The 22952-nt window shown below is 69.0% G+C and carries 17 protein-coding genes, 1 pseudogene and 1 riboswitch; of the genes and pseudogenes, 12 read left to right on the forward strand and 6 right to left on the reverse strand.

The features are described 5' to 3' along the window. Nucleotides 1-88: 88 nt before the first annotated feature. The 6 genes from AC1DP0_RS02610 to AC1DP0_RS02635 all read left to right on the forward strand — a co-directional run bounded on the left by AC1DP0_RS02610 (nucleotide 89) and on the right by AC1DP0_RS02635 (nucleotide 7300). Complete coding sequence (locus tag AC1DP0_RS02610) at nucleotides 89-1519, forward strand: DUF4192 domain-containing protein (protein WP_478082337.1); 1431 nt, start codon at nucleotides 89-91, stop codon at nucleotides 1517-1519. A gap of 77 nt (nucleotides 1520-1596) precedes the next feature. Further along, a riboswitch (SAM riboswitch) is annotated at nucleotides 1597-1711 on the forward strand. Nucleotides 1712-1726: 15 nt separating this feature from the next. Continuing rightward, nucleotides 1727-3010 carry a homoserine O-acetyltransferase MetX gene (gene metX, locus AC1DP0_RS02615; RefSeq protein WP_478082338.1) on the forward strand — a complete coding sequence of 428 codons (1284 nt, stop codon included), beginning with the start codon at nucleotides 1727-1729 and terminating at the stop codon, nucleotides 3008-3010. Nucleotides 3011-3144: 134 nt separating this feature from the next. Then, on the forward strand, nucleotides 3145-3543 hold the full coding sequence (locus AC1DP0_RS02620) for a universal stress protein (protein ID WP_478082339.1): 399 nt from the start codon (nucleotides 3145-3147) through the stop codon (nucleotides 3541-3543). Nucleotides 3544-3881: 338 nt separating this feature from the next. Continuing rightward, on the forward strand, nucleotides 3882-5432 hold the full coding sequence (locus AC1DP0_RS02625) for an RNA polymerase sigma factor (protein ID WP_478082352.1): 1551 nt from the start codon (nucleotides 3882-3884) through the stop codon (nucleotides 5430-5432). Nucleotides 5433-5948: 516 nt separating this feature from the next. Beyond that, complete coding sequence (locus AC1DP0_RS02630) at nucleotides 5949-6473, forward strand: SigE family RNA polymerase sigma factor (protein ID WP_478082353.1); 525 nt, start codon at nucleotides 5949-5951, stop codon at nucleotides 6471-6473. Further along, nucleotides 6470-7300 carry a hypothetical protein gene (locus AC1DP0_RS02635; protein ID WP_478082340.1) on the forward strand — a complete coding sequence of 277 codons (831 nt, stop codon included), beginning with the start codon at nucleotides 6470-6472 and terminating at the stop codon, nucleotides 7298-7300. Before AC1DP0_RS02630 ends, AC1DP0_RS02635 begins: the two co-directional genes overlap by 4 nt. 513 nt (nucleotides 7301-7813) lie before the next feature. Here AC1DP0_RS02635 and AC1DP0_RS02640 read toward each other — a convergent pair. Further along, nucleotides 7814-8311, reverse strand: a complete 498-nt coding sequence (locus tag AC1DP0_RS02640) for a cupin domain-containing protein (protein WP_478082341.1) — start codon at nucleotides 8309-8311, stop codon at nucleotides 7814-7816. 1076 nt (nucleotides 8312-9387) lie between these two features. On the opposite strand from AC1DP0_RS02640, the gene AC1DP0_RS02645 reads away from it, so the two are divergent. Beyond that, nucleotides 9388-10299 (forward strand): glycosyltransferase, encoded by a 912-nt coding sequence (locus AC1DP0_RS02645; protein WP_478082342.1) that lies wholly within the window; start codon nucleotides 9388-9390, stop codon nucleotides 10297-10299. Nucleotides 10300-11052: 753 nt separating this feature from the next. On the opposite strand, the gene AC1DP0_RS02650 is transcribed toward AC1DP0_RS02645, so the two are convergent. Next, the gene (locus AC1DP0_RS02650) at nucleotides 11053-12012 is read right to left on the reverse strand and encodes a right-handed parallel beta-helix repeat-containing protein (RefSeq protein WP_478082343.1); all 960 of its coding nucleotides are present in this window, start codon (nucleotides 12010-12012) and stop codon (nucleotides 11053-11055) included. Nucleotides 12013-12262: 250 nt separating this feature from the next. On the opposite strand from AC1DP0_RS02650, the gene AC1DP0_RS02655 reads away from it, so the two are divergent. From AC1DP0_RS02655 to AC1DP0_RS02675, 5 genes are all read left to right on the forward strand, one after another. Next, entirely contained in the window at nucleotides 12263-12991 is a 729-nt protein-coding gene (locus AC1DP0_RS02655; RefSeq protein ID WP_478082344.1) for a calcium-binding protein, read from the forward strand. A 124-nt stretch (nucleotides 12992-13115) separates the two neighbouring features. Further along, nucleotides 13116-13469: a hypothetical protein gene (locus tag AC1DP0_RS02660; protein ID WP_478082345.1), complete on the forward strand. Its 354-nt coding sequence runs from the start codon at nucleotides 13116-13118 to the stop codon at nucleotides 13467-13469. A 343-nt stretch (nucleotides 13470-13812) separates the two neighbouring features. Then, the gene (locus tag AC1DP0_RS02665; RefSeq protein ID WP_478082346.1) at nucleotides 13813-15564 is read left to right on the forward strand and encodes a SulP family inorganic anion transporter; all 1752 of its coding nucleotides are present in this window, start codon (nucleotides 13813-13815) and stop codon (nucleotides 15562-15564) included. Continuing rightward, nucleotides 15561-16928, forward strand: coding sequence for a diacylglycerol/lipid kinase family protein (locus AC1DP0_RS02670; RefSeq protein ID WP_478082347.1), 1368 nt, complete (start codon nucleotides 15561-15563; stop codon nucleotides 16926-16928). The genes AC1DP0_RS02665 and AC1DP0_RS02670 overlap by 4 nt, the downstream gene beginning before the upstream one ends. A gap of 5 nt (nucleotides 16929-16933) precedes the next feature. Beyond that, nucleotides 16934-17566 carry a phosphatase PAP2 family protein gene (locus AC1DP0_RS02675; protein WP_478082348.1) on the forward strand — a complete coding sequence of 211 codons (633 nt, stop codon included), beginning with the start codon at nucleotides 16934-16936 and terminating at the stop codon, nucleotides 17564-17566. Nucleotides 17567-17620: 54 nt separating this feature from the next. Here AC1DP0_RS02675 and AC1DP0_RS02680 read toward each other — a convergent pair whose 3' ends face one another. From AC1DP0_RS02680 to AC1DP0_RS02695, 4 genes and pseudogenes are all read right to left on the reverse strand, one after another. Then, entirely contained in the window at nucleotides 17621-18010 is a 390-nt protein-coding gene (locus tag AC1DP0_RS02680; RefSeq protein ID WP_478082349.1) for a phosphatase PAP2 family protein, read from the reverse strand. Nucleotides 18011-18019: 9 nt separating this feature from the next. Further along, entirely contained in the window at nucleotides 18020-20800 is a 2781-nt protein-coding gene (locus tag AC1DP0_RS02685) for a cation-translocating P-type ATPase (RefSeq protein WP_478082350.1), read from the reverse strand. Between the two features lie 48 nt (nucleotides 20801-20848). Further along, the gene (gene ppk2 / locus AC1DP0_RS02690) at nucleotides 20849-21709 is read right to left on the reverse strand and encodes a polyphosphate kinase 2 (protein WP_478082351.1); all 861 of its coding nucleotides are present in this window, start codon (nucleotides 21707-21709) and stop codon (nucleotides 20849-20851) included. 581 nt (nucleotides 21710-22290) lie between these two features. Next, nucleotides 22291-22952: pseudogene (locus tag AC1DP0_RS02695) on the reverse strand (transglutaminaseTgpA domain-containing protein); the annotation flags it as partial.

The following is a 22952-nucleotide window of genomic DNA, read 5'->3' on the forward strand; positions in this document are numbered from 1 at the left end:
ATCCACACCTCCTCGGCGTGGGCGGCGTTCGTCCACAGGCCCACCGACGAGCCTGTCGTCGGCTGGGGGCGACAGCGAGGCTCGGTGCATGCCGAAGATCTCACTGTCAGGGCCGGCCGAGCTGCTGACCATCATCCCCTTCCACCTGGGTTTCCAGCCGACACGCAGCGTCGTCGTGGTCTGCTTCCACGGCAAACGGCTCGGACTGGTGGCCCGTCTCGACCTCGTCGACGCGGGGTTGGCCGTCGAGGCCGCTGAACAGATCCTGCCGACCCTGCGCCAGGGGGCGCCCTCGTCGGTGGCACTCGTGGGCTTCGAGGACACGCCTGACGAGTCCCTTCCCCTGCTCGAGGCCATCGCCGACACCTTGGGGTCCGAGCGAGTCATGGTCCGGGAGCGCCTCGTCGTCCGCGACGGGCGTTGGCGCTCCGTCGGATGCGACTGCTGCCCCGACGAGGGCTGGCTCCTGCCTGAACAGGCCGACGTGCCTGCCGTTGCGAGCTACGTGGCGTTGGGGCACGCGGTGCTCCCCGACCGCGACGAGCTGGCCCGACTCGTCGAGCCGCTCGCGCCATCAGAGCCCCGGCACGACCTGGCGCTGGCTGCCATCGAGGACTGGCAGCGCCGCTACCGGGCCGCTGGAGGGTCGGTGACCGACGTGCCGGGACCCTCCGGCAGGCGCCGCCGGTTCCCACGGCGGGCGAGCTCGCCGAGCACCGGGCTCGGAGTGCTGGACGGCGGCGACCCCTCCGCACGCCAGTTCCTCGTCAACGACTCACTGGTCGCCTGGGGTGGGGTGCTCAACGGTGACATCGAGGGCTACGGCATCGAGCACTGGCTGCCGTCGCTCGTGGGGCCGCTCCGCGACGTCGAGGTCCGCGACGCCCTCATCGGATGGCTGTGCCCGGGCACGGTGCCGCTCGACACCTTCCCTGACGACCTCGTCGTCATGCTGGACGTGCTTCTCGGTCCGGAGTTGCGTCTCGCGCCGACGGTCGGCGACCCAGCGGCTGCCTCGGCCCGTGACTCCACCTGGGACTCGGCGCGTGACGCCTCGGCCGACGGCGGCGGGATGGGTGACGACGTCGCGTCGCGGCTCAGCGCTTCGGATCGTGAGGCGCTCCGGGACCTCCACGAGCTGCTCGACCTCGGGTCGGCGACCGCGTCGGGGGGCGTCCATGGGGAGGAGCCCGAGAGGCCGGCGAGTGACGGCTCCGACGAGCCGGGCGGCTCCGAAGGAGTCCGCGGAGGCGAGCCGGGGGAGAGCTGGAAGGACTGGGACGAGGCGACGCTGCCGCGCCTGGTGCTCGGCCGCCTCGAGTCCGTCTGCCGACTCACCCCGGCCGCGCACGCAGCACCGCTGCTCTCGGTCGTCGCGGCGCTCGCGTGGTGGTGTGGCGACGGGGCGCGGGCCGGCGTGGCTGTCGACCATGCGCTGGACCTCGAGCCCGGCCACCGGCTCAGTCGGCTGGTCCGCCGGTCGCTCGACCACGGCATCCGGCCGTCCCGCTGCGCCTGACCCGCGGGGGCGCGGAGGCGTCCATGTCGTGGACCGGTCGATCTTCTCCGGGTGGCGTCTCGCGTATGGTTTGACCAGGTCACGAGTACCAGCGACAAGCCCCGGCTCGCTGGTCGGCAACCCTCCTTCGCGGTGGGGTGCCCCGGGTGAGGACCTGGCCGCGCTCGTCCCGGGTGCGTGCAAGCGCGAGGACCGAGGAGTACCCCGATGACCGTCACCCACCGGAAGCAGAGCTCGCGTCGTCCCGCGCGGCACGCGGCCGCTGGCACCTCGTCGTCCGAGCGCGCCGCCCCGCCGTCGTCCGGCCACGCAACGGTCGGGCCGCTGACGGCGGACCACAGCGACGAGCCGAGGGTGCCGGCAGGGCGCAGACCGGACGGAGCGTGGCGCGACGGCGATCCCGTCGGTGGGCGCCAGTTCGTCCTCATCGGTGACATGGAGCTCGAGCGCGGCGGGGTGCTGCCGGGCGTCCGCATCGCCTACGAGACGTGGGGCCGGCTCAACGACGCGGGCGACAACGTCGTGCTCGTCGAGCACGCCCTGACCGGTGACAGCCATGTCGTCGGTGATGTGGGGCCGGGGCACGCATCACCTGGGTGGTGGAACTCCCTGATCGACGAGGGCGGCCCCGTCGACCCCGACGAGTGGTTCGTCATCGCATCCAACGTCCTCGGCGGATGCCAGGGCAGCACCGGTCCGGCGACTCCGGCACCCGACGGACGGCCTTGGGGGAGCCGCTTCCCCTACGTCACGGTCCGCGACCAGGTCACGGCCGAGCGACTGCTCCTCGACCACCTCGGCATCCGCAGGGTCGCGGCCGTCGTCGGGGGCTCGATGGGCGGCATGCGCGCCATCGAGTGGGCGGTCACGCATCCTGATGACGTCGACCGGTGCATCGTCCTCGCCTCGACAGCTCGCGCCACGGCCGACCAGATCGCCTGGTGCCAGCCGCAGCTGCTCGCCATCCGTCACGATCCCGACTTCGCGGGCGGCGACTACTACTCGAGCGACCGGCGCCCGGACACGGGACTGGGTCTCGCCCGTCGAATCGCCCACATCACCTACCGCACGGAGTCCGAGCTCGACGAGCGCTTCGGTCGCTCCGCCCAGCTCGGAGAGGACCCGCTGCGCGCAGGGGACCGAGGTCGCTTCGCCGTCGAGTCCTACCTGGACCACCACGCCGGCAAGCTGGCGCGGCGTTTCGACGCGAACTCCTATGTCGTCCTGACCGAGGCGATGAACTCCCACGACGTGGGTCGGGACCGAGGCGGTCTGCAGGATGCCCTGGGCCGCGTCAGCGCCGACTGCACCGTCGTGTCGGTCGACACCGACCGCCTCTACCCACCGCGCCTCTCGGACGAGCTGCACGCCGCCTTGCCGTCCTCGCAGCGCGCCCACATCGTCTCCGACTTCGGACACGACGGATTCCTCATCGAGGAGGAGCAGGTGGGCCGGATCATCCGAGGTGCGCTGGACCGCCGCCGGGACTGAACCCGGGCCGGGCGCCGGGCCCGGCGACGTGGGGACGGCCTGTCGGCGTGGTCCGCGCGCGACGCACCGGACGCGCCTCGATATCGGGTACGGTGCGAACACTGGTTGTTTCCGTCCCAAGGAGGTCCGGGAAAGTGGCCATCGTCGTTGGTTATGTCGCCACCAAAGAAGGTCGCGCGGCGCTCAAGCGAGCCGCCGAGGAGTGCGTCCTGCGCGGTGCGAAGCTCGTCGTCATCAGCTCCCACCGTGGAGGCAAGGACTTTGACGCGGACGAGGCCAGGGAGTTCGAGAGCGAGCTTGCCCGGGTGCAGGCCATCCTCGAGGAGAAGGGACTCGAGCACGAGGTTCGGCAGCTCGTCCGGGGCAACGACCCCGCCGAGGACCTCATCTCCGTCGCTGAGGAGGAGAAGGCGGACTTCATCGTCATCGGCCTGCGCCGTCGCAGCCCGGTGGGCAAGCTCATCCTCGGGTCCAACGCCCAGCGGATCCTGCTCGACGCCAGCTGTCCCGTGCTGGCGGTCAAGGGCGGCTGACTCGTCGGGGACGCGACGAGACGCTCCCCAGCGGCTCCGTCGGCCGTTCGCGCCGTGCGCGGGTTTGGCGTCCGTTCGCCCAGAAGGCGTGTGCCGTTTTATAATGTCGGAGTACCGGATCGCACCAGGCGCACCGAGAGCTCGAGACAGGGATCGACTCCGACAGGCCACGCCCTTCCGGCACCAAACCCCATTCTTCTTCGTTGTGATGATGCATGCCCGAAACCGGGTTGATCAGCCGACGAGGCCTGCGACGAAAGGCGACTGCATCCGTGCCCAAGGCAACAACCGCTGGAGCTCCGAAGACCCTGCCCAAGGTGTTCCAGCACGAGGCGATCATGCAGCTCCTGGTCAAGGGCAGCACTAACGGCACCATCACCGGAACGGAGATCGCCCGCGCTCAGGTCGATGCCGGTCTGGACCTGAAGCAGATGAAGCCGGTCCTCACCACCCTCGAGGCCCACGACATCGAGATCGTCGTCGACGCGCCTCACGCCAGCACGACGAAGAAGACCCGAACAGGGACCAAGGGAGGCACTGTGGCCACCGCACGCAACAGCACGGCTGCGGCGACGAAGTCTGCGACACGGACCGCGACCGCGACCACGGCGACGAAGGCCGCCGCCAAGAAGACCACCGCCAAGAAGGCCGCGACCAACGCCGGCGTCGCCAAGGCAGCCGCGAAGCCGGTCGCGAAGAAGACGACGGCGAAGAAGACCGCGGCGAGCAAGGCCGCGACGCCGGCCGAGGGTGTTGCTGCCGCCGGCGCCGGCGCCGTCGCCGAGGACGCCGAGCCCGAAGACGCCCCGGTCGGTGAGCTCGAGGATGTCGTCGTCGAGCCCGTCGACGTCGACGAGGACGCCGAGGACGGCGTCGTCCCGGCCGTCGCCGCCAAGGCCGAGGAGACCGAGGAGTCCGGCTTCGTCATCCGCGACGACGACGAGGACGACGCCCCGGCTCAGCAGGTCGTCACCGCCGGCGCCACGGCCGACCCGGTCAAGGACTACCTCAAGCAGATCGGCAAGGTCGCCCTCCTCAACGCCGAGCAGGAGGTCGAGCTCGCCAAGCGCATCGAGGCCGGTCTCTTCGCCGAGGAGAAGCTCAACTCCGGCGACAAGATCGACATGAAGCTCAAGCGTGAGCTCTGGTGGATCGCCCAGGACGGCAAGAAGGCCAAGAACCACCTGCTCGAGGCCAACCTGCGACTCRTCGTCTCGCTCGCCAAGCGCTACACCGGTCGCGGCATGCTCTTCCTCGACCTCATCCAGGAGGGCAACCTCGGCCTCATCCGTGCCGTCGAGAAGTTCGACTACACCAAGGGCTACAAGTTCTCCACCTACGCGACCTGGTGGATCCGCCAGGCCATCACCCGCGCGATGGCCGACCAGGCTCGCACGATCCGCATCCCGGTCCACATGGTCGAGGTCATCAACAAGCTCGCCCGCGTGCAGCGCCAGATGCTCCAGGACCTGGGCCGTGAGCCCACCCCGGAGGAGCTCGCCAAGGAGCTCGACATGACCCCGGAGAAGGTCGTCGAGGTCCAGAAGTACGGCCGCGAGCCGATCTCGCTGCACACGCCGCTCGGCGAGGACGGTGACAGCGAGTTCGGTGACCTCATCGAGGACTCCGAGGCCGTCGTCCCGGCCGATGCGGTGAGCTTCACGCTCCTGCAGGAGCAGCTGCACTCGGTTCTCGACACGCTCTCCGAGCGTGAGGCCGGCGTGGTGTCGATGCGCTTCGGCCTGACCGACGGCCAGCCGAAGACGCTCGACGAGATCGGCAAGGTCTACGGCGTGACGCGCGAGCGCATCCGGCAGATCGAGTCCAAGACGATGAGCAAGCTCCGTCATCCGAGCCGTAGCCAGGTCCTGCGCGACTACCTGGACTGACGTGTAGGCTCGCAGTCCCGCGTTTCCGCAGGTCAGGTGCCCACAGGGCGCCTGGCGTGCGGTATTTTCGGACCGCACAGCGCTCCTAGTCCAGATAACGACCACGCTGGTCGGCAGCCCGAAGGCGCCGCGTCCTGCTTGAGGTGGAGACACGGGCGTACCCGACGAAGTAGCCAGGGCGGGCATCTCACTTCTCATCGTTGAGCCCCTTCTGACCCAGCGGGCTGGTGGCGGGGCGTCTCAGAACCGCTCGTTACTGGGCGGACGCCGAGCGTTGTCCCAGGCAAACTGGGCTGCGTTGGCGGATCGGTGCTCCGCAGGTCCCGAAGGAATGTCGTCGGCCGGATGGCGACTCTTCCAGATTCGGGCCCAGTGGGCGGTGTCCTTGGTAGTGATCGCCTGCCGATGATTCTGCGCTGCCGTCGCGGATGTCACCGGCGAGGCTTCTCAGGCGTCTTGAGAGTGGGACGGTTGTGGGGAGGGAAGGCGTGCGCGGTGGATGGTCGTGAGGGTGGAGTGGACCTGGCGGCAGAGTTCGACGCCTTCTATGCCGTGAGTGCCACCCGGATCATGCGCCAGATGGTCCTGCTGACCGGGAACACCGCCGAGGCGGAGGACGTCACGCAGGAGGCTTTCGAGCGAGCCTGGACACGGTGGTCGCTGGTGCGTGACGCGGCCTCCCCCGAGGCGTGGGTGCGGACCGTTTCACGCCGGCTCGCGGTGAGTCGCTGGCGGCGGATTCGCAACGCGACGGTGGCTTGGCGCCGACACGGACCGCCAGCGGAGTTGCCCGAGTTCGACGCCGACCATGTAGCGCTGATCACGGCGCTGGCGAGGCTGCCCGACCGGCAGCGCGTGGCGATCGTGCTGCACCACCTCGCGGACCTGCCCGTGGCCCAGGTGGCGCAGGAGACCGGGGTGAGCGTATCGGCCGTCAAGCAGCAACTCGCGCGCGGTCGAGCGGCGCTGGCTCAGTCCCTTGCAGACGGTCGCGCAAGCACCGCCGAACCTGCCCTTGTTCGACCTGAGGAGAAGGGATGATGGACATCCTCACCAAGGAACTGCACGAGTCGGCGGAGACGCTCTCCGGTGCGATGCCCCCGCCGGACCAGGTTCGGCGCCGCGCCGAGCGTGCGCGCCGGACGCGTCGAGCCGTGGCCGGATTCGCCGCTGCCGCACTGGTGATGGTGCTCGCCGTCGCAGTCGGGGTCGGTGGTGGCAGAGGAGTCCCAGCCAATCTGGCCACAGCGGTCCCGGCTCGGTCGTTTTGGAGTGCTCCGCCAGGCAGTGTGTTCACGAGCGATCCGCTGCTGTCCGCGGCCGAGTGGAAGGACCTGCTCGACCTCCTGCCAGCCGAACGAACCAAGCGCACGACTACACAGCCCCACCAACTGGACTGCATCACCGACCCGTTCAGGCTGGGTGCCGATCAGGTGCAGGGCGCCGGCTACCTGCAAGCGGCTAAACCCGGCGCCCTCACGAGTGGACGGATGAACATCTACGCGCTCTGGTTCGGCCGAGCAACTGATGGCACAGCTGCGGTCAAGCGGCTACGCCAGGAGCTCGTCGCGTGCCGCGCACGGCGAGACCCGAGCCTCCAGGTCACCAACTTCAACATCGAGGACGCCTTGATGCTGGACTACCCGCGCATCGAGCAACAGTTCTCCGGGGACATCACGAGGCAGCCCGGTACCGGAGGGGTCGACCCTCGCTTCAGCGAGTACGCCTTGGCCGTGGCCCGTGCGGGGAGGCTGGTCATCGTCTTTGAGTCCCTCAACGGCTGGTCGGACCGCTTGGACAACACGGTGGGTCTGTTGATGGAGCACGCGCTGAAGGCGCTCTCACGCCGGCTCGCCCCCAGCAAATAGGCGGGTGCGTGGTGGTGATTGAGTGCGCGGCTTCTCGTTGGCGTCTACCTCGCTGGACACCGTCACGGGGAGCTTCTTGTCGTCACAGTTCCTCATCCTCAAGCTCGTAGCCAGAGTCGTAAGCGGAGGTGTAACCCCACCGCTGTGGGAGTGGTCGTGGGGCTAGTGCGGGCGGGTCGGGCCAGGACGTTCACGACACTCTCGACGGCTTTGACGCAGACGAAGACGACGTCGGCGAGGTCACGGACGGCGCGCAGTCCCGCGCTGCCGGGTCGCATCGCCGTGCCCGGTCGATGGCGACCCGGGCGAGCGCGCCGTCTCCGTGCCATCAGGAGTAGGTGTCCAGGTTCCATGTCGACGGCGGACGGACGATGCCCTCCATACGTGTGCGGCCTGCCCAGTCGCTCGCTGACCGCAACGAAGGCCAACCCGACAGTTGCGCGTGGCAACCCGATGGGTGATGCCTCGTGCGCCGGCATCACCGGCTCCTTCACGCGGGCGCAACGCCCTGCATCAGGCTGCGCACCTCGGGGCCGAAGCGGGGATGCTCAGAGCCGCTCCCGTGGGTAGGAAGAACGTCACGATCGTCTCGGTGGTTGTGTCCGCCGTGTTCACGGCCACGTGGCGAGGGGGGCCCACTTCCACGAATGTGTCACCCGTCCGGTACGTGCGGGAGCGGCATCTGTCGTCGGTGACGGTGAGCTCACCCGTGGTGATCGTGACGACGGTGGGCCCCGGGTGCCGGTGCCACCCGGTGCTGCTGCCTGGCTGGAAGGTGAGGTGAGCGACAGCGACGTCCATCCGACGCTTGGCGGACAACTCGATACCGCGGGCCTCCGCGTTGAACGGTTGCGCCACCGCACCGCGCGACAGAAGCTGAACGGCCGGGGCCGGTGCAGCGGTGCGCGACTCGTCTGAGGCCGCCGCGGCCACCGATCCGGTCAAGGCGAATGGCAACAGGAGCGTCGCCACCGCGAGGCGCTTGTGCCTGAAGCTGGTCAGTCCGTTCATGTCGTGACTCCTTCTATGTCAGTGGTTCTTGATCTGGTGACGAGACTCCGCAGAACGTGCGGCGGCACGGACGGCGCTCTGCGTGGTGGTGAGGCCCCGTCGAGTGGGGGCCCTGACCGTCGATCCCCCTTGGGACGTGGTTCCTGGTTCGATCCCGCGCGCCACCGGGCGTCGCGATGGGCACGCTCCGGTGCTCAGACGCGGCTCGCGTCAGCGTGGGTGAGCCCCACCGTGTAGCTGAACAGCCCCCGACTTGGGTCCGGTGCCGTCGCCGGCGGGCAGGACGCTTCACGCGAGCCATGGAGGGTCACGGCAGGAGGTGCCGAGGTCCGGAGCCGGCTGGGCGGGATCTCCGAACGGTCAAGTCGATCACGGGTGCCACCAACAGGGTCTTCTGCGCGAGAAGGTAATGGTGCCACCTCCCGAAGGTGGGTTCGGGCCGTTCGGCGATGGCCCTCATCCCGGGATACACCTCCTCGGACGGATCCGCAAGAAAGCCGACATGCGCTTCGCGTGACTCGCAGGTAAGGGTCGAGGTGGCCCGAATGTGGCTTCGGACCATGTTGGGTCACGACGCCTGCATGGGCGTAGGGGTCCCGCTCCTGCGATGAGGAGGACCACCAGGGCGAACTGGGAAGGGAGCACGCGCAGGCTTGGCCCAGGTGACGCTTCCCGGGCCCGAGGGTAGGCGCGAGTGCCCGGCGGGAAGCACAATGGCTTGTGGTGCAGTCGCGATTTCTCGTGGCCGCCATCGACGGTGGCGGCACCCTTCCGCCGGTGATGGGCGTTGCTGCCGAACTGGTCCGGCGCGGGCACCGGGTCCACGTCCTGGCCGACCCGACCGCGGAGGAGCCCGCCGTGGCCGCTGGCTGTGCCTTCAGCGCTTGGCCGACGGCGCCACATGTGGGCTCGGTCGCGGAGCAGACCGAGTTGGTGGCCGATCTCGAGCGGGGCAGCCCGTTGCGCCAGCTGCGGGAGGTGAGGCGGCGCTTGCTCGCTGGACCCGCGGGCTCTTCGCGCATGACCTGCTGGACACGGTCGCCAGTCACCCTGCGGATGCTCTTCTCGTCGAGGGGATGGTGCCCGGCGTCCTGATCGGCGCGGAAGCGAGCGGGCTGCCCTTCGCTGCCCTGCTGGCCAACGTCTACGTGCGTCCGACCCCCGGCCTGCCACCCTTCGGCACCGGCTGGTCGCCGGCCACGGGGCGGCTGGGGCAGGCCCGCGACGCGGCCGCCCGGTACGCGATCCGCCGGGCCACCGGGGGAATGACGCCGCACCTCAATGCGATTCGCTCCTCGTACGGCCTCGATCCGGTCGACGGGATGTTCGAGCTGCTTGACCGCTGCCCCAGGGTGTTCGTCCTGACGAGTCCGTCGTTCGACTTCACCACCGCCCACCTGCCCCCGAACGTCCGCTACGTCGGGCCCCAGCTCGACGACCCCAGCTGGGCTGGCGACTGGCACGACGCGGCCGACGAGACACGGCCACTCGTGCTTGTCGCTCTGAGCTCCATCTACCAGAACCAGACGGAGACACTCGCCCGCATTGCCGCCGCTCTGGGTCGACTGCCCGTCCAGGGCGTAGTGACGACCGGCCGGGCCGTCAGTCCCCGGGCCGTCCCCGCCCCAGCCAACGTGCGGGTCGTCCAGACCGCTCCGCACGGACAGGTCCTGCCACAGGCGGCGGCGGTCGTCACCCACGCCGGCCACGGAACCGTGCTCAAGGCGCTCGCGGCCGGAGTACCACTGGTCTGCCTGCCGATGGGACGGGACCAGAAGGACAACACCGCACGGGTCCTGCGGCTGGGCGCCGGCGTCCGGGTGGACCGGACCGCACCGCCGGGGCGGATCGCAGCCGCGGTACTCCGCGTGCTCGAGGACCCGCAGTACCGGAGCGCAGCGAGGGACTTCGCCGCGGTGCTCGCCGAGGAGGCCAGGACGTGTCCGTCAGCCGCCGACGAAGCCGAGGCGCTTCTCTGGTCGGGCTGACGCGTCCAGAGGACGAGTACGCCGTCTGTCTCGCCCGCCGCACACAGCCTCAGGCCGGACTCAAAGGGCACATCAGGTCTTTCGGCGTGAGCTTGCCGGCGATGAGCTCCGACGCCACGTGCTTTTCTGGCGCGAGCGGTACGTCTCGCCGGACAGATCCCCGCCCTGTTCCGGGCAGCGGCCTGCTGCGCTCCGGCGCAGGAGGGCAGAGCCCACTGGCATCAACGCACCTGCCGATCGGCGTGCGGACAGCGAAGAAACGCAAGCAGACGGGGCAGCGCCCGGGCCGGGTGGCGGCGACACGCATGACCTTGGACATGATGCCGACGTTGCCTCGGTCGCTGGCGGCATGCGTACCGAGCCGGCAACGCGCGCCTGCTCCAGAAAGAACTACAACACCCTCGACGCTGACGTTCCCGACGCTGCTCAGTCAACGGGCCTCCGCCGTACCGCGGCGGCGGCCGGGGTTGTCGGCCTTGTGTCCCGCATCCGCGCTGGTACTAACGGCCGAGCACCAAGAGGTGCTCGGACTCTGATGTTTGAACCCCAAGGCGCCCTGGAGGATCAGAAGGCAGCAGCATGCGTGCGCGATCGCGCGGTCTGGTCGGCGCTTGTGCAGCGGAGCCTTGTCGTGAGTGTCTACGCGCATGCAGGGAGCGGGTCCCCACGTCGTCTTTGGTCCACGATCGCGCTCCGGCTCACCGCAACGTTCGACGGCGGCACCCGGTCCGCGGCACGAGCTCGAGTCTCGACCTATGCGCATCTCATGTTCAGGCACTGGTCCGACGCCCCGTTTCCCGACGCGGTGTTTCGAGCGCCCCTCGTTCCCTTTACGGCCTCGATGCCGTATCCACCGTTGTCGTTCGTCACGTTGCTCCGCACGGTGTTGTCGGGGTCGTCGACGTCGATGCCGTCGTCTGTGTTCATCGTGGCCGTGTTTCCAGCGATGAGGTTTTCGCGACTACCTGTAGAGACATGAATCCCGTCGAACCCATTGCTGCTTGCCTCGTTGTTGATGATTCGGTTTCCGCGTGCGCCGTCGGTGAGCAGGATGCCGCCATAGCCGTTCCCGTCATCGTTCTCCTTGGCCATTCGGTTTCCGTCCACGACGTTGCCCTTGGCGTGGCTCAGCAGGATGCCATAACCCGAGCTGACGAAAGACTCGTTGTCCCGAATCACGTTGGCCCTGGAGTCATAGATTGCTATGGCAGCGGCTTGGCCGAAGACGGTGAGCTCAGTCACCTGATTTTGTTGAGCCCCAACTAGTAGGACACCGTACGCACCGTCGGCGAAGCCATTGCGGATGGTGGTTCCTTCGTAGCCGGGATTGCGGACAGCGGCGTACAACCCAAACCGCGGAGCGGTGACCGCGTGCCCTGCCAGATCCACGGTGATCCCGCTGGCGCCCACGACAAGCGCGTCACCGTCTTCGCAGAACAGGTCCGCGCTCAGGGTAACGCTGCGAGTGATCGGCACCCCGCACTGCACCGAGTCACTGGCAGCGCTGGCGGCCGTGGGTGCGCTCGCCGCAACCAGAATGACGGTAGCTGCACTGGCAAGTACGCCAAGTCTCATCACGTCCACCTCCACAAGCGGCCTCAGGAGCAGTGTGGCACGGCAGGCGCTGACGCACCGGGCATCCGATTCGAGCAGGACGATCGGCCACCATGCCGCGGATCGCGGCTGTGGCGGGCCCCCGATGAGACTGGCCATGGCGCTCCTTGCGAGGAGGGCTTTCAGGTGGGGTGGGCGATCACCGGGCCTAGATCCGGGCATGGGGCGCGAGGGTCAATTGCTCGCCATTTTAAGCGGGTTGTCCGATGCGGCCCACTGCTGGCCCGGTTCCGACAGAGGCCAACCGCCTGCTCCCGATGTCCGCTCTGCCCATGATTTCGGCTCCCGGTGGTGCTGCGTCTTGAGGCTCTCGGGCTTCTCCTGCGCGTGGACGGTGCCCGCCCTTAAAATGCTGCCGACCGTGCTGCGGTGGCGAGTTGGGGGCGTGATGCGCCTTTTTCGCGGGCTAGAAGTCGTCACAGTCTCCGTTGCGGCGGTGGTGCTGGCCCAGGCAGCGCCGAGTCACGCCGCGTCAACGACCAGGCTGACGTGCTTCGGCAAGGCAGCGACGATCGTTGGGACCCCGGGACCTGACATCTTGGGCGGAGGGCCCGAGGACGTCGTCCTCGGGCTTGGCGGCGACGACCAGCTCGCCGGCGGCACAGTCTGCGGTGGCGCCGGGAACGACTCAATCAACGGGAAGACGGGCGAAGGCAGCAGCCTCGATGGAGGCGAGGGCGACGACACGCTCCGAGGCGATGCCGGCCGGTATGACGTGCTGCTCGGCGGACCCGGCAATGACTACGTTGCCGACGAGAACGACCTCGACTACGCGGACTGGACCGACCCGGGCACCGACGTCTTGAAGGGCGGCCCGGGGGACGACTTGGTTATCTCCGCGTCCGGCCGCAACCTTGCCTACGGTGACGGCGGCGCTGACCGCATCTACGATTACACACGTGTCGGAACGGTGGTCTCCGGGGGTCCCGGCAACGACAGGATGGTTTCCACTGGCGACAACTATGGCGATAACCCGGTGGAGCTCGACAGGGTAGCGGGCGACGCCGGCCGAGACACAGCCGCAGTGAACCGCATCGACAAGGTGTCCAGCACCGAATCGGTGACCTACGTCGACTAGCTGTGATGCTCAGTCACGTTGGTCGAGTCAGTGTGACGACACCGCATCGCCTCCATGACAGATGAAGACCTCCCGGTGTGGAGTGGAGCTGTCTGACGGCTCACCGCACAACCAGGAGGTCTTCGTGTCCCACGCTACCCACTTCAATGCCGTGCTGACCCCACGTGCCCGGTTGCGGCTTGCAGTGCTGATCGTGGAGCACGGCTGGCCGATCGCCCGGGCCGCCGAACGCTACGACGCGTCCTGCAAGACCGCCGCGAAGTGGGCCGAGGGCTACCGCGGCGAGGGAGCGCCGGACGTCGCGTGGGCGTCTTCGAGGCCACAGTCCGAGAGGCGGCCGCCACCTGAGGCCACCCCGTTGGTCTCGAAGGGCCGGGGCCCGCTGAGTCGCGGGGTCAACGAACTCATCATGCGCCGCGGCCACCGCGTTCGTAGCCCGGGCTGGTGCTCCAAGTCGAGCAACGGCCAGGAGCGGTGAGAACACTTTCGGGTCTCGGGGCACTGTGGCTCAGTCAAGGACTATTCACGGCACAGCGCTTCTGACCTGCACGTTCGTCCCGCTGGAGAGCACAGCGCAGAGGCGTCCGTAGTGCGCGACTACCTGGACTGACGGTCGACCGCTCCCATCGCGGTGCAAGCGGGTCGGGTGCCCTGTCGGGCACCTGACCCGCTGTCGTCGGCGGGGAGGGCACTTCGGGAACGCCGGACGGCGGGGCCGGCCGCCGGTAGGCTCGGCTTGTGCCTGTTCTCCAAGCTGGACGAGAGCACTCGGGCGTGGGCCGATCCCGCCGCGGCGTGCGCACTACGATCGTCGGCTGACCATGGCCGTGCTCGCCGACCGACATGACGTCGGGCCGCGCGAGTGGGCGGAGCGCGTTCCGGGCCTGCGTCTGGCCCGCTCCTATCAGCGCTCGTGGCTCCCGAAGGACATCATCGCCGGGCTGGTCCTGTCCGCGCTGCTGGTGCCGCAAGGGATGGCCTACGCCCAGCTGGCCGGGCTGCCGCCCGTCACGGGCCTCTACACCTCGATCCTCTGCCTGATCGGGTATGCGGTCTTCGGACCCTCCCGGGTGCTCGTGCTGGGACCGGACTCATCCCTGGGCCCCATGATCGCGGCGACGATCGCCCCCCTCCTCCTCTCGGGCGGTGACCCTGCGCGCGCCGTCGCACTCGCGTCGATGCTCGCGGTCATCGTCGGCGTCGTCATGGTCATCGCGGGACTGGCGCGGTTCGGCTTCGTCGCCGACCTGTTGTCGAAGCCGACACAGATCGGCTACATGAACGGCCTCGCACTGACCATCATCGTCGGCCAGCTGCCCAAGCTCTTCGGCTTCTCCACCGATGCCAACGGTCTCATCGCCGAGACGAACGCCTTCCTGTCGGGTCTGTTCGCCGGTGAGGCCAACCGTACGGCCGCCCTCATCGGCCTCGGCGCGCTCGCCGGCATCCTGCTCCTGAACAGGCTCATCCCCAAGGTCCCGAGCGTCCTCGTGCTCGTGGCCCTGACCGCCGTGATGGTGAACGTCTTCGACCTGGAGGCCCACGGGGTCGACACCATCGGCGTGCTCCCGCAGGGTCTCCCGGCCCTCACGATCCCGCAGATCACCTGGGGCGACCTCCCGCCGCTGGTGCTGGGGGCCCTGGCCATCGCTGTCGTCGCGCTCGCCGACACGATGTCCACGGCCTCGAGCTTCGCTGCCCGCAAGGGCGTCCGCGTCGAGGGCAACCAGGAGATGATCGGCATCGGAGCCGCCAACATCGCTGCCGGCGCCTTCCAGGGCTTCCCGGTCAGCACCAGCGGATCGCGCACCGCCGTCGCGGATCAGGCCGGCTCACGGTCGCAGGTCACCGGGGTCGTGGGGGCCGTGGTGATCGCCGTCGTCCTGCTCTTCGCCAACTCGCTCATGCGGTACGTGCCCCAGCCGACCCTGGGTGCCGTCGTGATCGCTGCCGCCGTGTCGCTGACCGACGTCGCCGGGATGCGCCGCCTCTGGTTGCAGCGCCGGACGGAGTTCCTCTTGTCCCTCATCGCCCTGCTCGGTGTGGCTCTCCTGGGTGTCCTGCCCGGCATCCTCGTCGCGGTGGGCCTGTCCATCCTCAACGTGTTCCGCCGGACCTGGTGGCCGCACCAGGCCGAGCTCGGCCGGGTCGAGGGGATCGCCGGAATGCACGACACCGTGAGCTATCCCGAGGCGGAACGGCTGCCCGGGCTGGTCGTCTACCGATTCGACGCCCCCCTGATCTTCGCCAATGCCCGGAGCTTCGGGGAGACCGTCCGCGAGATGGCTGAGAGCGATTCGACGTTGCGCTGGATCGTCGTTGCCTCCGAGCCGATCACCGACGTCGACACCACGGCTGCGGACATGCTGGAGGAGCTCGACACCTGGCTGAACGCCCGCGACGTGTCCCTGGTCTTCGCGGAGATGAAGGACCCGGTGCGGGCGAAGATCGAGCGGTACGGATTGACGCGCACCATCGCCCCCGAGCATTTCCTCCCGACCGTCGACGAGGCCGTAGCCGAGTACACGCGCCGAACCGGCGTGAGCTGGCGAGACCCGAAGGAGCCGACATGATGACATCCGATCCGGGCGCCGGACCCGACCCGGGGCCGGCCCCCACGCGGAGGGCCTCGGCGGTCCTGGCGCTGACAGCGTTGGCGGCGGCGTTGCTGTTCCTCGTGGTCGTCTCCATCCGCCGGTGGGACGTTCTGCTCGTGAGCGTGGTCTCGCTCGGGCTCGCGGTGGTGGCCGCCTGGTACGTCGTGTCCCGCCGAGGACGCGTCCGAGCCGCTGCTGCTGCGCTCGCGATCGGCGCGATCGTCGTCTTCGTGGTGGTGGTCCTCGCGAGCGAGAGCGGTCGGGTGCTGGCCGTCGGGCTGGGTCTCGCAGCCATCTCGGCAGCAGCAGCCGGCTACGCGCTACCCCCGACGGCGCAGCTCGATGATCCCGAGGTCGCACCCCGGGCGAGGAACGCGGTCCTGATCATGAACCCACGGTCCGGGGGAGGCAAGGTGCAGCGCTTCGGGCTGGTCGAGCTCTGTCGGCAGCGGGGTGTCGAGCCGCATGTGCTCACCCCCGGAGAGGACTTGCGAGCCGTGGCCGAGGCCGCCGTGGCCGCGGGTGCGGACCTGCTGGGTATGGCGGGCGGTGACGGGTCGCTGGCGATCGTCGCCTCTGTCGCCAGCCGGCACGACCTGCCCTTCGTCGTGGTGCCGGCCGGCACGCGCAACCACTTCGCGCTCGACCTGGGGATCGACCGCGAAGACGTTCCGGGGGCGATGGAGGCCTTCGACAACGGAGTCGACAGGCGGGTGGACCTGGCCGAGATCAACGGGCGGGTGTTCGTCAACAACGCGTCGATGGGGGTGTACGCCAAGGTCGTCCAGTCGGCGGACTATCGGGACGCCAAGGTGCAGACCGCGTCGGCCCTCCTGCCGGACATGCTGGGTCCCGGGGCCCGGCCTCTCGACCTGCACTACAGGCTGCCGTCCGGACAGGAGGCTGTCCCCGGCCAGCTCCTGCTGGTGTCCAACAACCGCTACGACCTGGCGCACCTGCGCGGGGGAGGGACGCGCGACCGCCTCGACGCCGGAGTGCTGGGAGTCGTCGCGTTGCGGATCAGCTCTGCTGCGGACGCGGAGAAGGTGACTCTCCTGGAGATGACGGGCCAGGTCCAGCACTTCGCCGGGTGGAACGAGTGGACCGCGTCCCAGTTCGAGGTGCACTCGTCCGGACCCGTCGAGGTGGGTGTCGACGGTGAGGCCCTCGTCCTGGATCCACCGCTGCGCTTCGTCATCCGGCCGGGGGCCGTCACCATCCGGCTCCCGCGTGCCGCGCTGCAGAGGGCGCGCGACAGCCATCCGGCGCGCCTCACCCTGACGTCGACGCCCGCCGCGCTCTGGCAGACCGCGACCGGCGCCCGCACGCAGGCCGGATGAAACCGATGGCCGGTCCGACCCCTCCTGAGTCCGTCGAGGCCCGGCTCGCCGCGCGATTCTCGGCTCGTGACGATCCCCGGCTGTCCAGCGTGGTGCGGCTGTTGCGCTCGATGGACACGGTCGACCGCAATGTCTACCGGGCCGTGGCGGGGCTGCCCACGCCCTGGCTCGACACCCCGCTGCGCCGGAGCTCGGACTTCGCCAACTTCTCCAAACCGTGGTTCCTGACTGCCGGCGCCTTGGCCGTGGCGGGGGGAGAGAGAGGACGGCGAGCTGCCCTCACGGGGGTGGCCGCGATCGGGGTGACGTCGTTCCTGGTCAACCAGCCGATGAAGCTGGCGGCCCGTCACCGTCCCCGCCGTTCCCGGCTGGGCGTGCCACAGACGCGATGGGTCGGTATGCCGTCATCCGCCTCCTTCCCCTCCGGCCACTCCGCGTCGGCGGCCGCGTTCTGCGTCGCGGTCAGCGCGGGAGTGCCCGAACTGCGCTGGCCGCTGCGCGCGGCGGCAGCGGTCGTGGCGTTCTCCCGTGTGTACACGGGAGTGCACTACCCGGGTGATGTCCTGGTCGGTGCGACCGTGGGCGCGGGGCTCGGGCGGCTGGCAGCGATCGTGGCCTCGCGGCTGCACCACCGCTGACCACGTCCGGGCACGAGAAGGTCCCGGCACGGTCCGACCGGGGACCTGTGGCTTTCAGTCCCGCGCTCCAGGTGCCACGACGTACGCGGCGAGCAGGCCGAGGCCGAGCCCGAGGGCGTAGCCGGCAACGACCTCCGTGAGGGTGTGCACGCCGAGCATGAGGCGGTCGAGCCCGACGAGGAGCGCCACCAGCACACCGACGACCATGACGAGATGGCGTGCTCGTCGCCGGAGGAACAGCGCCGACAGGACGCAGGCCACGGTGACTCCCGCTGCGATGTTCGACGCGTGGCCGCTCGGCATCGCGCTCGATGTGTACTGGAGGATCGGGTGCGCCACCACTGGCCGCGCGAGGTCGACGTACTCCTTGAGTCCGCTGGTGGCCAAGGTGCTGGCAGCTCCACAGACCAGGAACCGTCGCCGCGTGCGCCCGTCGAAAGCCACGCGGCCGGGTCAACCGGCCAGAGGCGACGTCGCGGTCGAGTTGGAGTCCGTCGCGCGCTCGTGCGCCCGCCGGAAGCGAAGGACGATCTTGTAGAGCTCACCGAGGACCAGCAGCACGACACCGGGCACGAGGACGATGGCCCATTGCCTCCCGTCGAGGGGCACGGTGTGGAACAGGTCCTGCAGCACGCGCATCTGGGTGATCAGCATCGCACCCACGAGCGCCCAGGCGAACGCCCACAGGAGCTTGGGGTTGGACAAGGTCGCGCTCCCGAAGGCGCTGTCCTCTGGGAAGCGGAGGTTGAGCGCGAGGAAGATGTTCATGAGCGACAGGCCGACCAGCGCCATGGTCTGCCCCACCTCGAGCGAGTTGTAGGTGGTCTTGCCGATCTGGACCAGCACCAGCGTCGCAGCGGCCATGAACAGGCCGTTGACGAAGAGGCGCACCATCATCGACCTGACGATGATGGCCTGGTTGAAGGGACGGGGTCTGCGCCGCATGATCCCGGGGTTGGCGATGTCCAGACCCATGACGGCTCCCAGCGGCGCCACCACGGCCATGTGGATCCACAGCACCTGAGAAGGGATCAGCAGCGCTGTCCCGGCGATCTGGAACGCACTCGAGCCGAGGAACGCGAGGACGAACATGAACAGGTTGGCGATCTGGATCCGCAGGAACTTCTGCAGGTTGTCGTAGACCGACCGTCCTTCTTCGACGGCGGCCACGATGGTGGCGAAGTTGTCGTCGGTCAGGATCATCTTGGCCGCACCCTTGGCGACGTCCGTTCCCGTGATGCCCATGGCGATGCCGATGTCTGCAGCGCCGATCGCCGGCGCGTCGTTCACCCCGTCCCCGGTCATCGCGACGATGTTGCCGTTGCGCCTCAGCACCTCGACCAGCCTGACCTTGTGCTCGGGTGCCACCCGGGCGATGACGCCGATCTCGTCGACCTGCCTGGCCGCCTGCTCGTCGTCGAGGGCGGCGAACTCGGCGCCGGTCATGGCCCGCCCCTCGATGCCCAGCTCGCTGGCGATCGCAGCGGCGGTGACGGCGTGGTCGCCGGTGATCATGCGGACCCGGATCCCGGCCTGCTTGGCCTCGGCAATGGCCTTCGTCGCCTCGGCCCGGGGTGGGTCGACCTCGCCGACGAGGGCCGCCAGCTCGAGGTCCTGCATGAGGTCCATCAGGTCGGCGGAGGGATCGAAGGTGGCCGGGTCGAACTCGCGTTGGGCGAATGCGAGAACGCGCCGCCCCTGGCTGGCGATGCGCTCGTTCTCGGAAAGGACCTTCTCGCGCATCTCGGCCGTGAGCGTCTGGCTCACCCCTCCGGGCATCCGGGCCCGGGTCGAACGGTCGAGGATCACGTCCGGCGCGCCCTTCACGTACGCCCGTACGACAGGTCGACCGTCCGCCCCGGGCATCGTGTGGAAGGTGGCCATGAACTTGTAGTCGGAGTCGAACGGCACCGCTGCGATGCGCGGGTGGTTCAGGCGGAACTGCCTGACGTCGATGCCGCCCTTCTGGGCGAGCACGTAGAGTGCGCCCTCCGTCGGGTCGCCGACGACGGTGCCGTCCTGGATGTCGGCGTCGTCGCAGAGCGCGCACGGGAAGAACACGTAGTCCAGGTTGGCTTCGGGTTCACCCGTCGTCCGCTGCACCTGGCCGTCGAAGCTGTAGCCCTCACCGCTGACGGTGTAGTGGTGAGCGACGGTCGTGAACTCCCGGACGGTCATCTGGTTCAGGGTCAGGGTGCCGGTCTTGTCGGAGTTGATCGCCGAGGTCGAGCCCAGCGTCTCCACGGCCGGAAGGACCTTCATGATCGCGTTCTTCCTGGCCATGTTGACCGAACCCACCGACAGGATCGTCGTCACGACAGCCGGGAGGGCGTCCGGGATGGAGCCGACGGCGAGGGCGACCCCGATGCCGAAGAGGACCGTGAAGGACTCTCCCTGGGCGAGTCCCATGATGAGGATGGCGATGAAGGCGAAGAGTGCGGCGCCGATGATGAAGACGGTGAGCCGGTCGACCTGCTTGGTCAGGGGGGTCTTCTCCACCTTCTGCCCGGCAAGCAGGTGCGCGATGTGCCCGACTTCGGATCCCATCCCCGTCGTGGTCACCAGGATCTCGCCGTGGCCACGCGTGACGTTGGTGTTCATGAATGCCATGCACGTTCGGTCGCCGATCGCCACGTCGGTCGTGCCGAGCGGTTCTGTCGTCTTCTCGACCGCGACGCTCTCGCCGGTAAGAGCGCCTTCTTCGACCTGGAGCGTGGCGGCGACGATGACCCGGCCATCTGCCGGCACCCGGTCACCGGCATCGACGAGGACGATGTCCCCGGGCACGATCTCAGCGGCGGGGATCTCGAGGATGGAGCCGTCGCGCCGCACCTTGGCGACCGCCTCCAGCATCGCCCCGAGAGCCGCGGCTGCCGCGTGGGCCTTGCCCTCCTGGTGGTACCCCAACCAGGCGTTGAAGAGGGTGAGCAGCGCCAGTCCCACCGCCGTGCCCCACTCACCGATCAGCAGGCTCACGATCGCCGCGACGACGAGCACGATCTGCATGTAGTCCGCGTAGTGCTTCAGGAACTGCTTCCAGATCGGCTCCGGCGGCTCCTCTGCTATCGCGTTCGGGCCCGACGCCCCGAGCCGCCGCTCCGCCTCCAGCTCCGTCAGGCCCCTGACCGGGTCGACACCCAGCCGTTGGGTCACTTCGTCCACCGGGAGGGCCCACCACGCGACGGCGTGCTCCCGCCGGGCAGTCACGGTCGGAGCGGTGGCCTTCTGGGACATGCTTTCCTCCCTGGGACGACGCGGTCAGCCGTGAAGAGCTCGTCCCACTCAGAACGGTGTGGGGATGAAGCGCGGCGGCAGGGCAGGGGCCTCGTAGTCACCGGCTGCCTGACGCAACGGCAGCTCGACGTCCCTGACCTTCAACGGCTCGTAGGGAACCTGGCTCAGCAGGTGACTGATGATGTTGAGCCGGCCGCGCCTCTTGTTGTCGGTGTGCGCGACGTGCCATGGGGCCCACGGGGTGTCGGAAGCCGCGAACATGGCGTCCCGAGCGCGGGAGTAGTCGTACCAGCGGCCGTAGGACTCCAGGTCCATGTCAGACAGCTTCCACACCTTCCGAGGGTCGTGGATGCGGTTCTCGATGCGGCGAGTCTGCTCGTCAGGGCCCACCTCGAGCCAGTACTTGATCAGGATCATCCCCGAGTCGACCATGGCCTTCTCGACACCGGCGATCTGCTCGAGGAAGCGTTCGGTCTGGGTCGGCGTGCAGAACCCCATCACCCGCTCGACCCCCGCGCGGTTGTACCAGCTGCGATCGAAGATCACCACCTCGCCCGCGGCCGGGAAGTGTCTGATGTACCGCTGGATGTACATCTGCGACCGCTCCCGCTCCGTCGGCGCCGGCAATGCGACCACTCGGAACACCCGCGGGCTGACGCGCTCGACGAGTCGCTTGATCGTGCCGCCCTTGCCTGCCGTGTCCCGCCCCTCGAAGACCACGCAGACCTTGGCCCCGGACGACTTCACCCACTCCTGCATGGCCACGAGCTCTCCCTGCAGGGGCGCAAGCTCCGCCTCATAGGTCTTGCGACGCAACTTCGAGCGGTCCGAGGACTCGTCCCACGTTCCTGCGGACCCGACCGGGTGTTCGTCGGTTGCGTCCGCCCTGTTGGCCCTTTTCTTGCTCATCGCCGGCCTCCTGCACGACGCGCGTCGCGTCAGCGGTTGTGGTCCACGGAAACGTTCGCCGCTTTCGTAGGCTAACTCGCGCGAACGCACCGCGTCCGACCTTCCCCGAACGTCGTCTCCCAGCCGGCTACCAGAGAACCCCGGTCCGGGCCTGAGCCACCTGCGCTACCGTTCGCTCGCTGCAGCGCCCGCAGCATCTTCGACGTGGAGGTCTCGATGACGGTCATGAAGTCCCTCTGGGCCAGTGTCCAGGGTGACCCGGTCTTCATGCGTCGGGTCAACGGGTGGTTCACCATCTTCTGGCTCGTGATGATCCCGGTGTCCTTGGTGACGCACTGGGTCGACTCCGTCGTCTACGTCTCGGCCTTGTCCCTGTGGGCTCTGGTCTCGGGCCCACTGGTCAGCCTGGCAGGCTGCCCGCGTCGAGGTGAAACAGCACGAGGAAGCCCAGGCTGCCGAGAAGCGGGATCTGGCCGAAGAGGTCGTCGAACACCTGGTGGAGACGACGGACGTGCGGGCCCAGCCCGCCTCTTGAGCGGGCCCAGCCCGCCTCGTGAGCGGTCAGCCCGCCTCGTGAGCGGTCAGCGGCGTCGGGGGAGCAGGCGATCGGGAAGCGAGCGCCAGAAGGAGACACCGGCTGCCGGCCAGAAGAAGGACCGCGCCCGGGCCTGCCAGGCACGTGTGCGCCCCACCTGACGCCGGATCGACCGGATGTCGTCGTGCAGCCGGGACGCCTCCTGCGGCGTCGTCCGCTCGGGGCGGTCGTAGCGCGACTTCTCCAGGGTGGCCGTGACCCGTCGCATCGCGGTGGCGTTCTCCTGGTCGAGATGGCCGCTCACGACGTAGCGCTCGCGGAGCTGGCGCAGCGTCAGCCCGTCCGGGGCGCCGATCCCCAGGTCGCCGAGGTGCGAAGTGAGGTCGTCCCACTCGACCTCGATGAGGTCCTGCTGGGTGACGGCCCGCCGTCGCCGTCGCCAGCGCAGGAGCGAGGCCGTGATCGGCATGGCGAAGGCTGCGAGCAGACCGACCAGCACCGCGACGAGGAGCACGACGTTGCGGAAGGTGAACAGCGCACCGAGCGAGGCGAAGAAGCCCTGCTGCTGCGGCACCGGTGCGGCGGCTGCCTCGGTCGTCGTCGGGCTCGGCCTTCCGGTCGCGGCGCCTCGTGAGCCGGACTCGGTGACCTGGCGGCCGCCACCGGTCGCGCCGGAGCCGGCTCCGAGCACGGCATACGGCGGTGGAG

The sequence above is a fragment of the Terrabacter sp. P5_B1 genome, assembly GCF_056400505.1.

Excerpts from the sequence above, each read along its gene's own strand:
- AC1DP0_RS02685 (WP_478082350.1), bottom strand. The coding sequence starts at position 20,800 with ATGTCCCAGAAGGCCACCGCTCCGACCGTGACTGCCCGGCGGGAGCAC.
- AC1DP0_RS02665 (WP_478082346.1), top strand. The coding sequence starts at position 13,813 with ATGGCCGTGCTCGCCGACCGACATGACGTCGGGCCGCGCGAGTGGGCG.
- metX (WP_478082338.1), top strand. The coding sequence starts at position 1,727 with ATGACCGTCACCCACCGGAAGCAGAGCTCGCGTCGTCCCGCGCGGCAC.
- AC1DP0_RS02610 (WP_478082337.1), top strand. The coding sequence starts at position 89 with ATGCCGAAGATCTCACTGTCAGGGCCGGCCGAGCTGCTGACCATCATC.
- ppk2 (WP_478082351.1), bottom strand. The coding sequence starts at position 21,709 with ATGAGCAAGAAAAGGGCCAACAGGGCGGACGCAACCGACGAACACCCG.
- AC1DP0_RS02655 (WP_478082344.1), top strand. The coding sequence starts at position 12,263 with ATGCTGCCGACCGTGCTGCGGTGGCGAGTTGGGGGCGTGATGCGCCTT.
- AC1DP0_RS02670 (WP_478082347.1), top strand. The coding sequence starts at position 15,561 with ATGATGACATCCGATCCGGGCGCCGGACCCGACCCGGGGCCGGCCCCC.
- AC1DP0_RS02635 (WP_478082340.1), top strand. The coding sequence starts at position 6,470 with ATGATGGACATCCTCACCAAGGAACTGCACGAGTCGGCGGAGACGCTC.
- AC1DP0_RS02645 (WP_478082342.1), top strand. The coding sequence starts at position 9,388 with ATGGTGCCCGGCGTCCTGATCGGCGCGGAAGCGAGCGGGCTGCCCTTC.
- AC1DP0_RS02675 (WP_478082348.1), top strand. The coding sequence starts at position 16,934 with ATGGCCGGTCCGACCCCTCCTGAGTCCGTCGAGGCCCGGCTCGCCGCG.
- AC1DP0_RS02650 (WP_478082343.1), bottom strand. The coding sequence starts at position 12,012 with ATGGCCAGTCTCATCGGGGGCCCGCCACAGCCGCGATCCGCGGCATGG.
- AC1DP0_RS02640 (WP_478082341.1), bottom strand. The coding sequence starts at position 8,311 with ATGAACGGACTGACCAGCTTCAGGCACAAGCGCCTCGCGGTGGCGACG.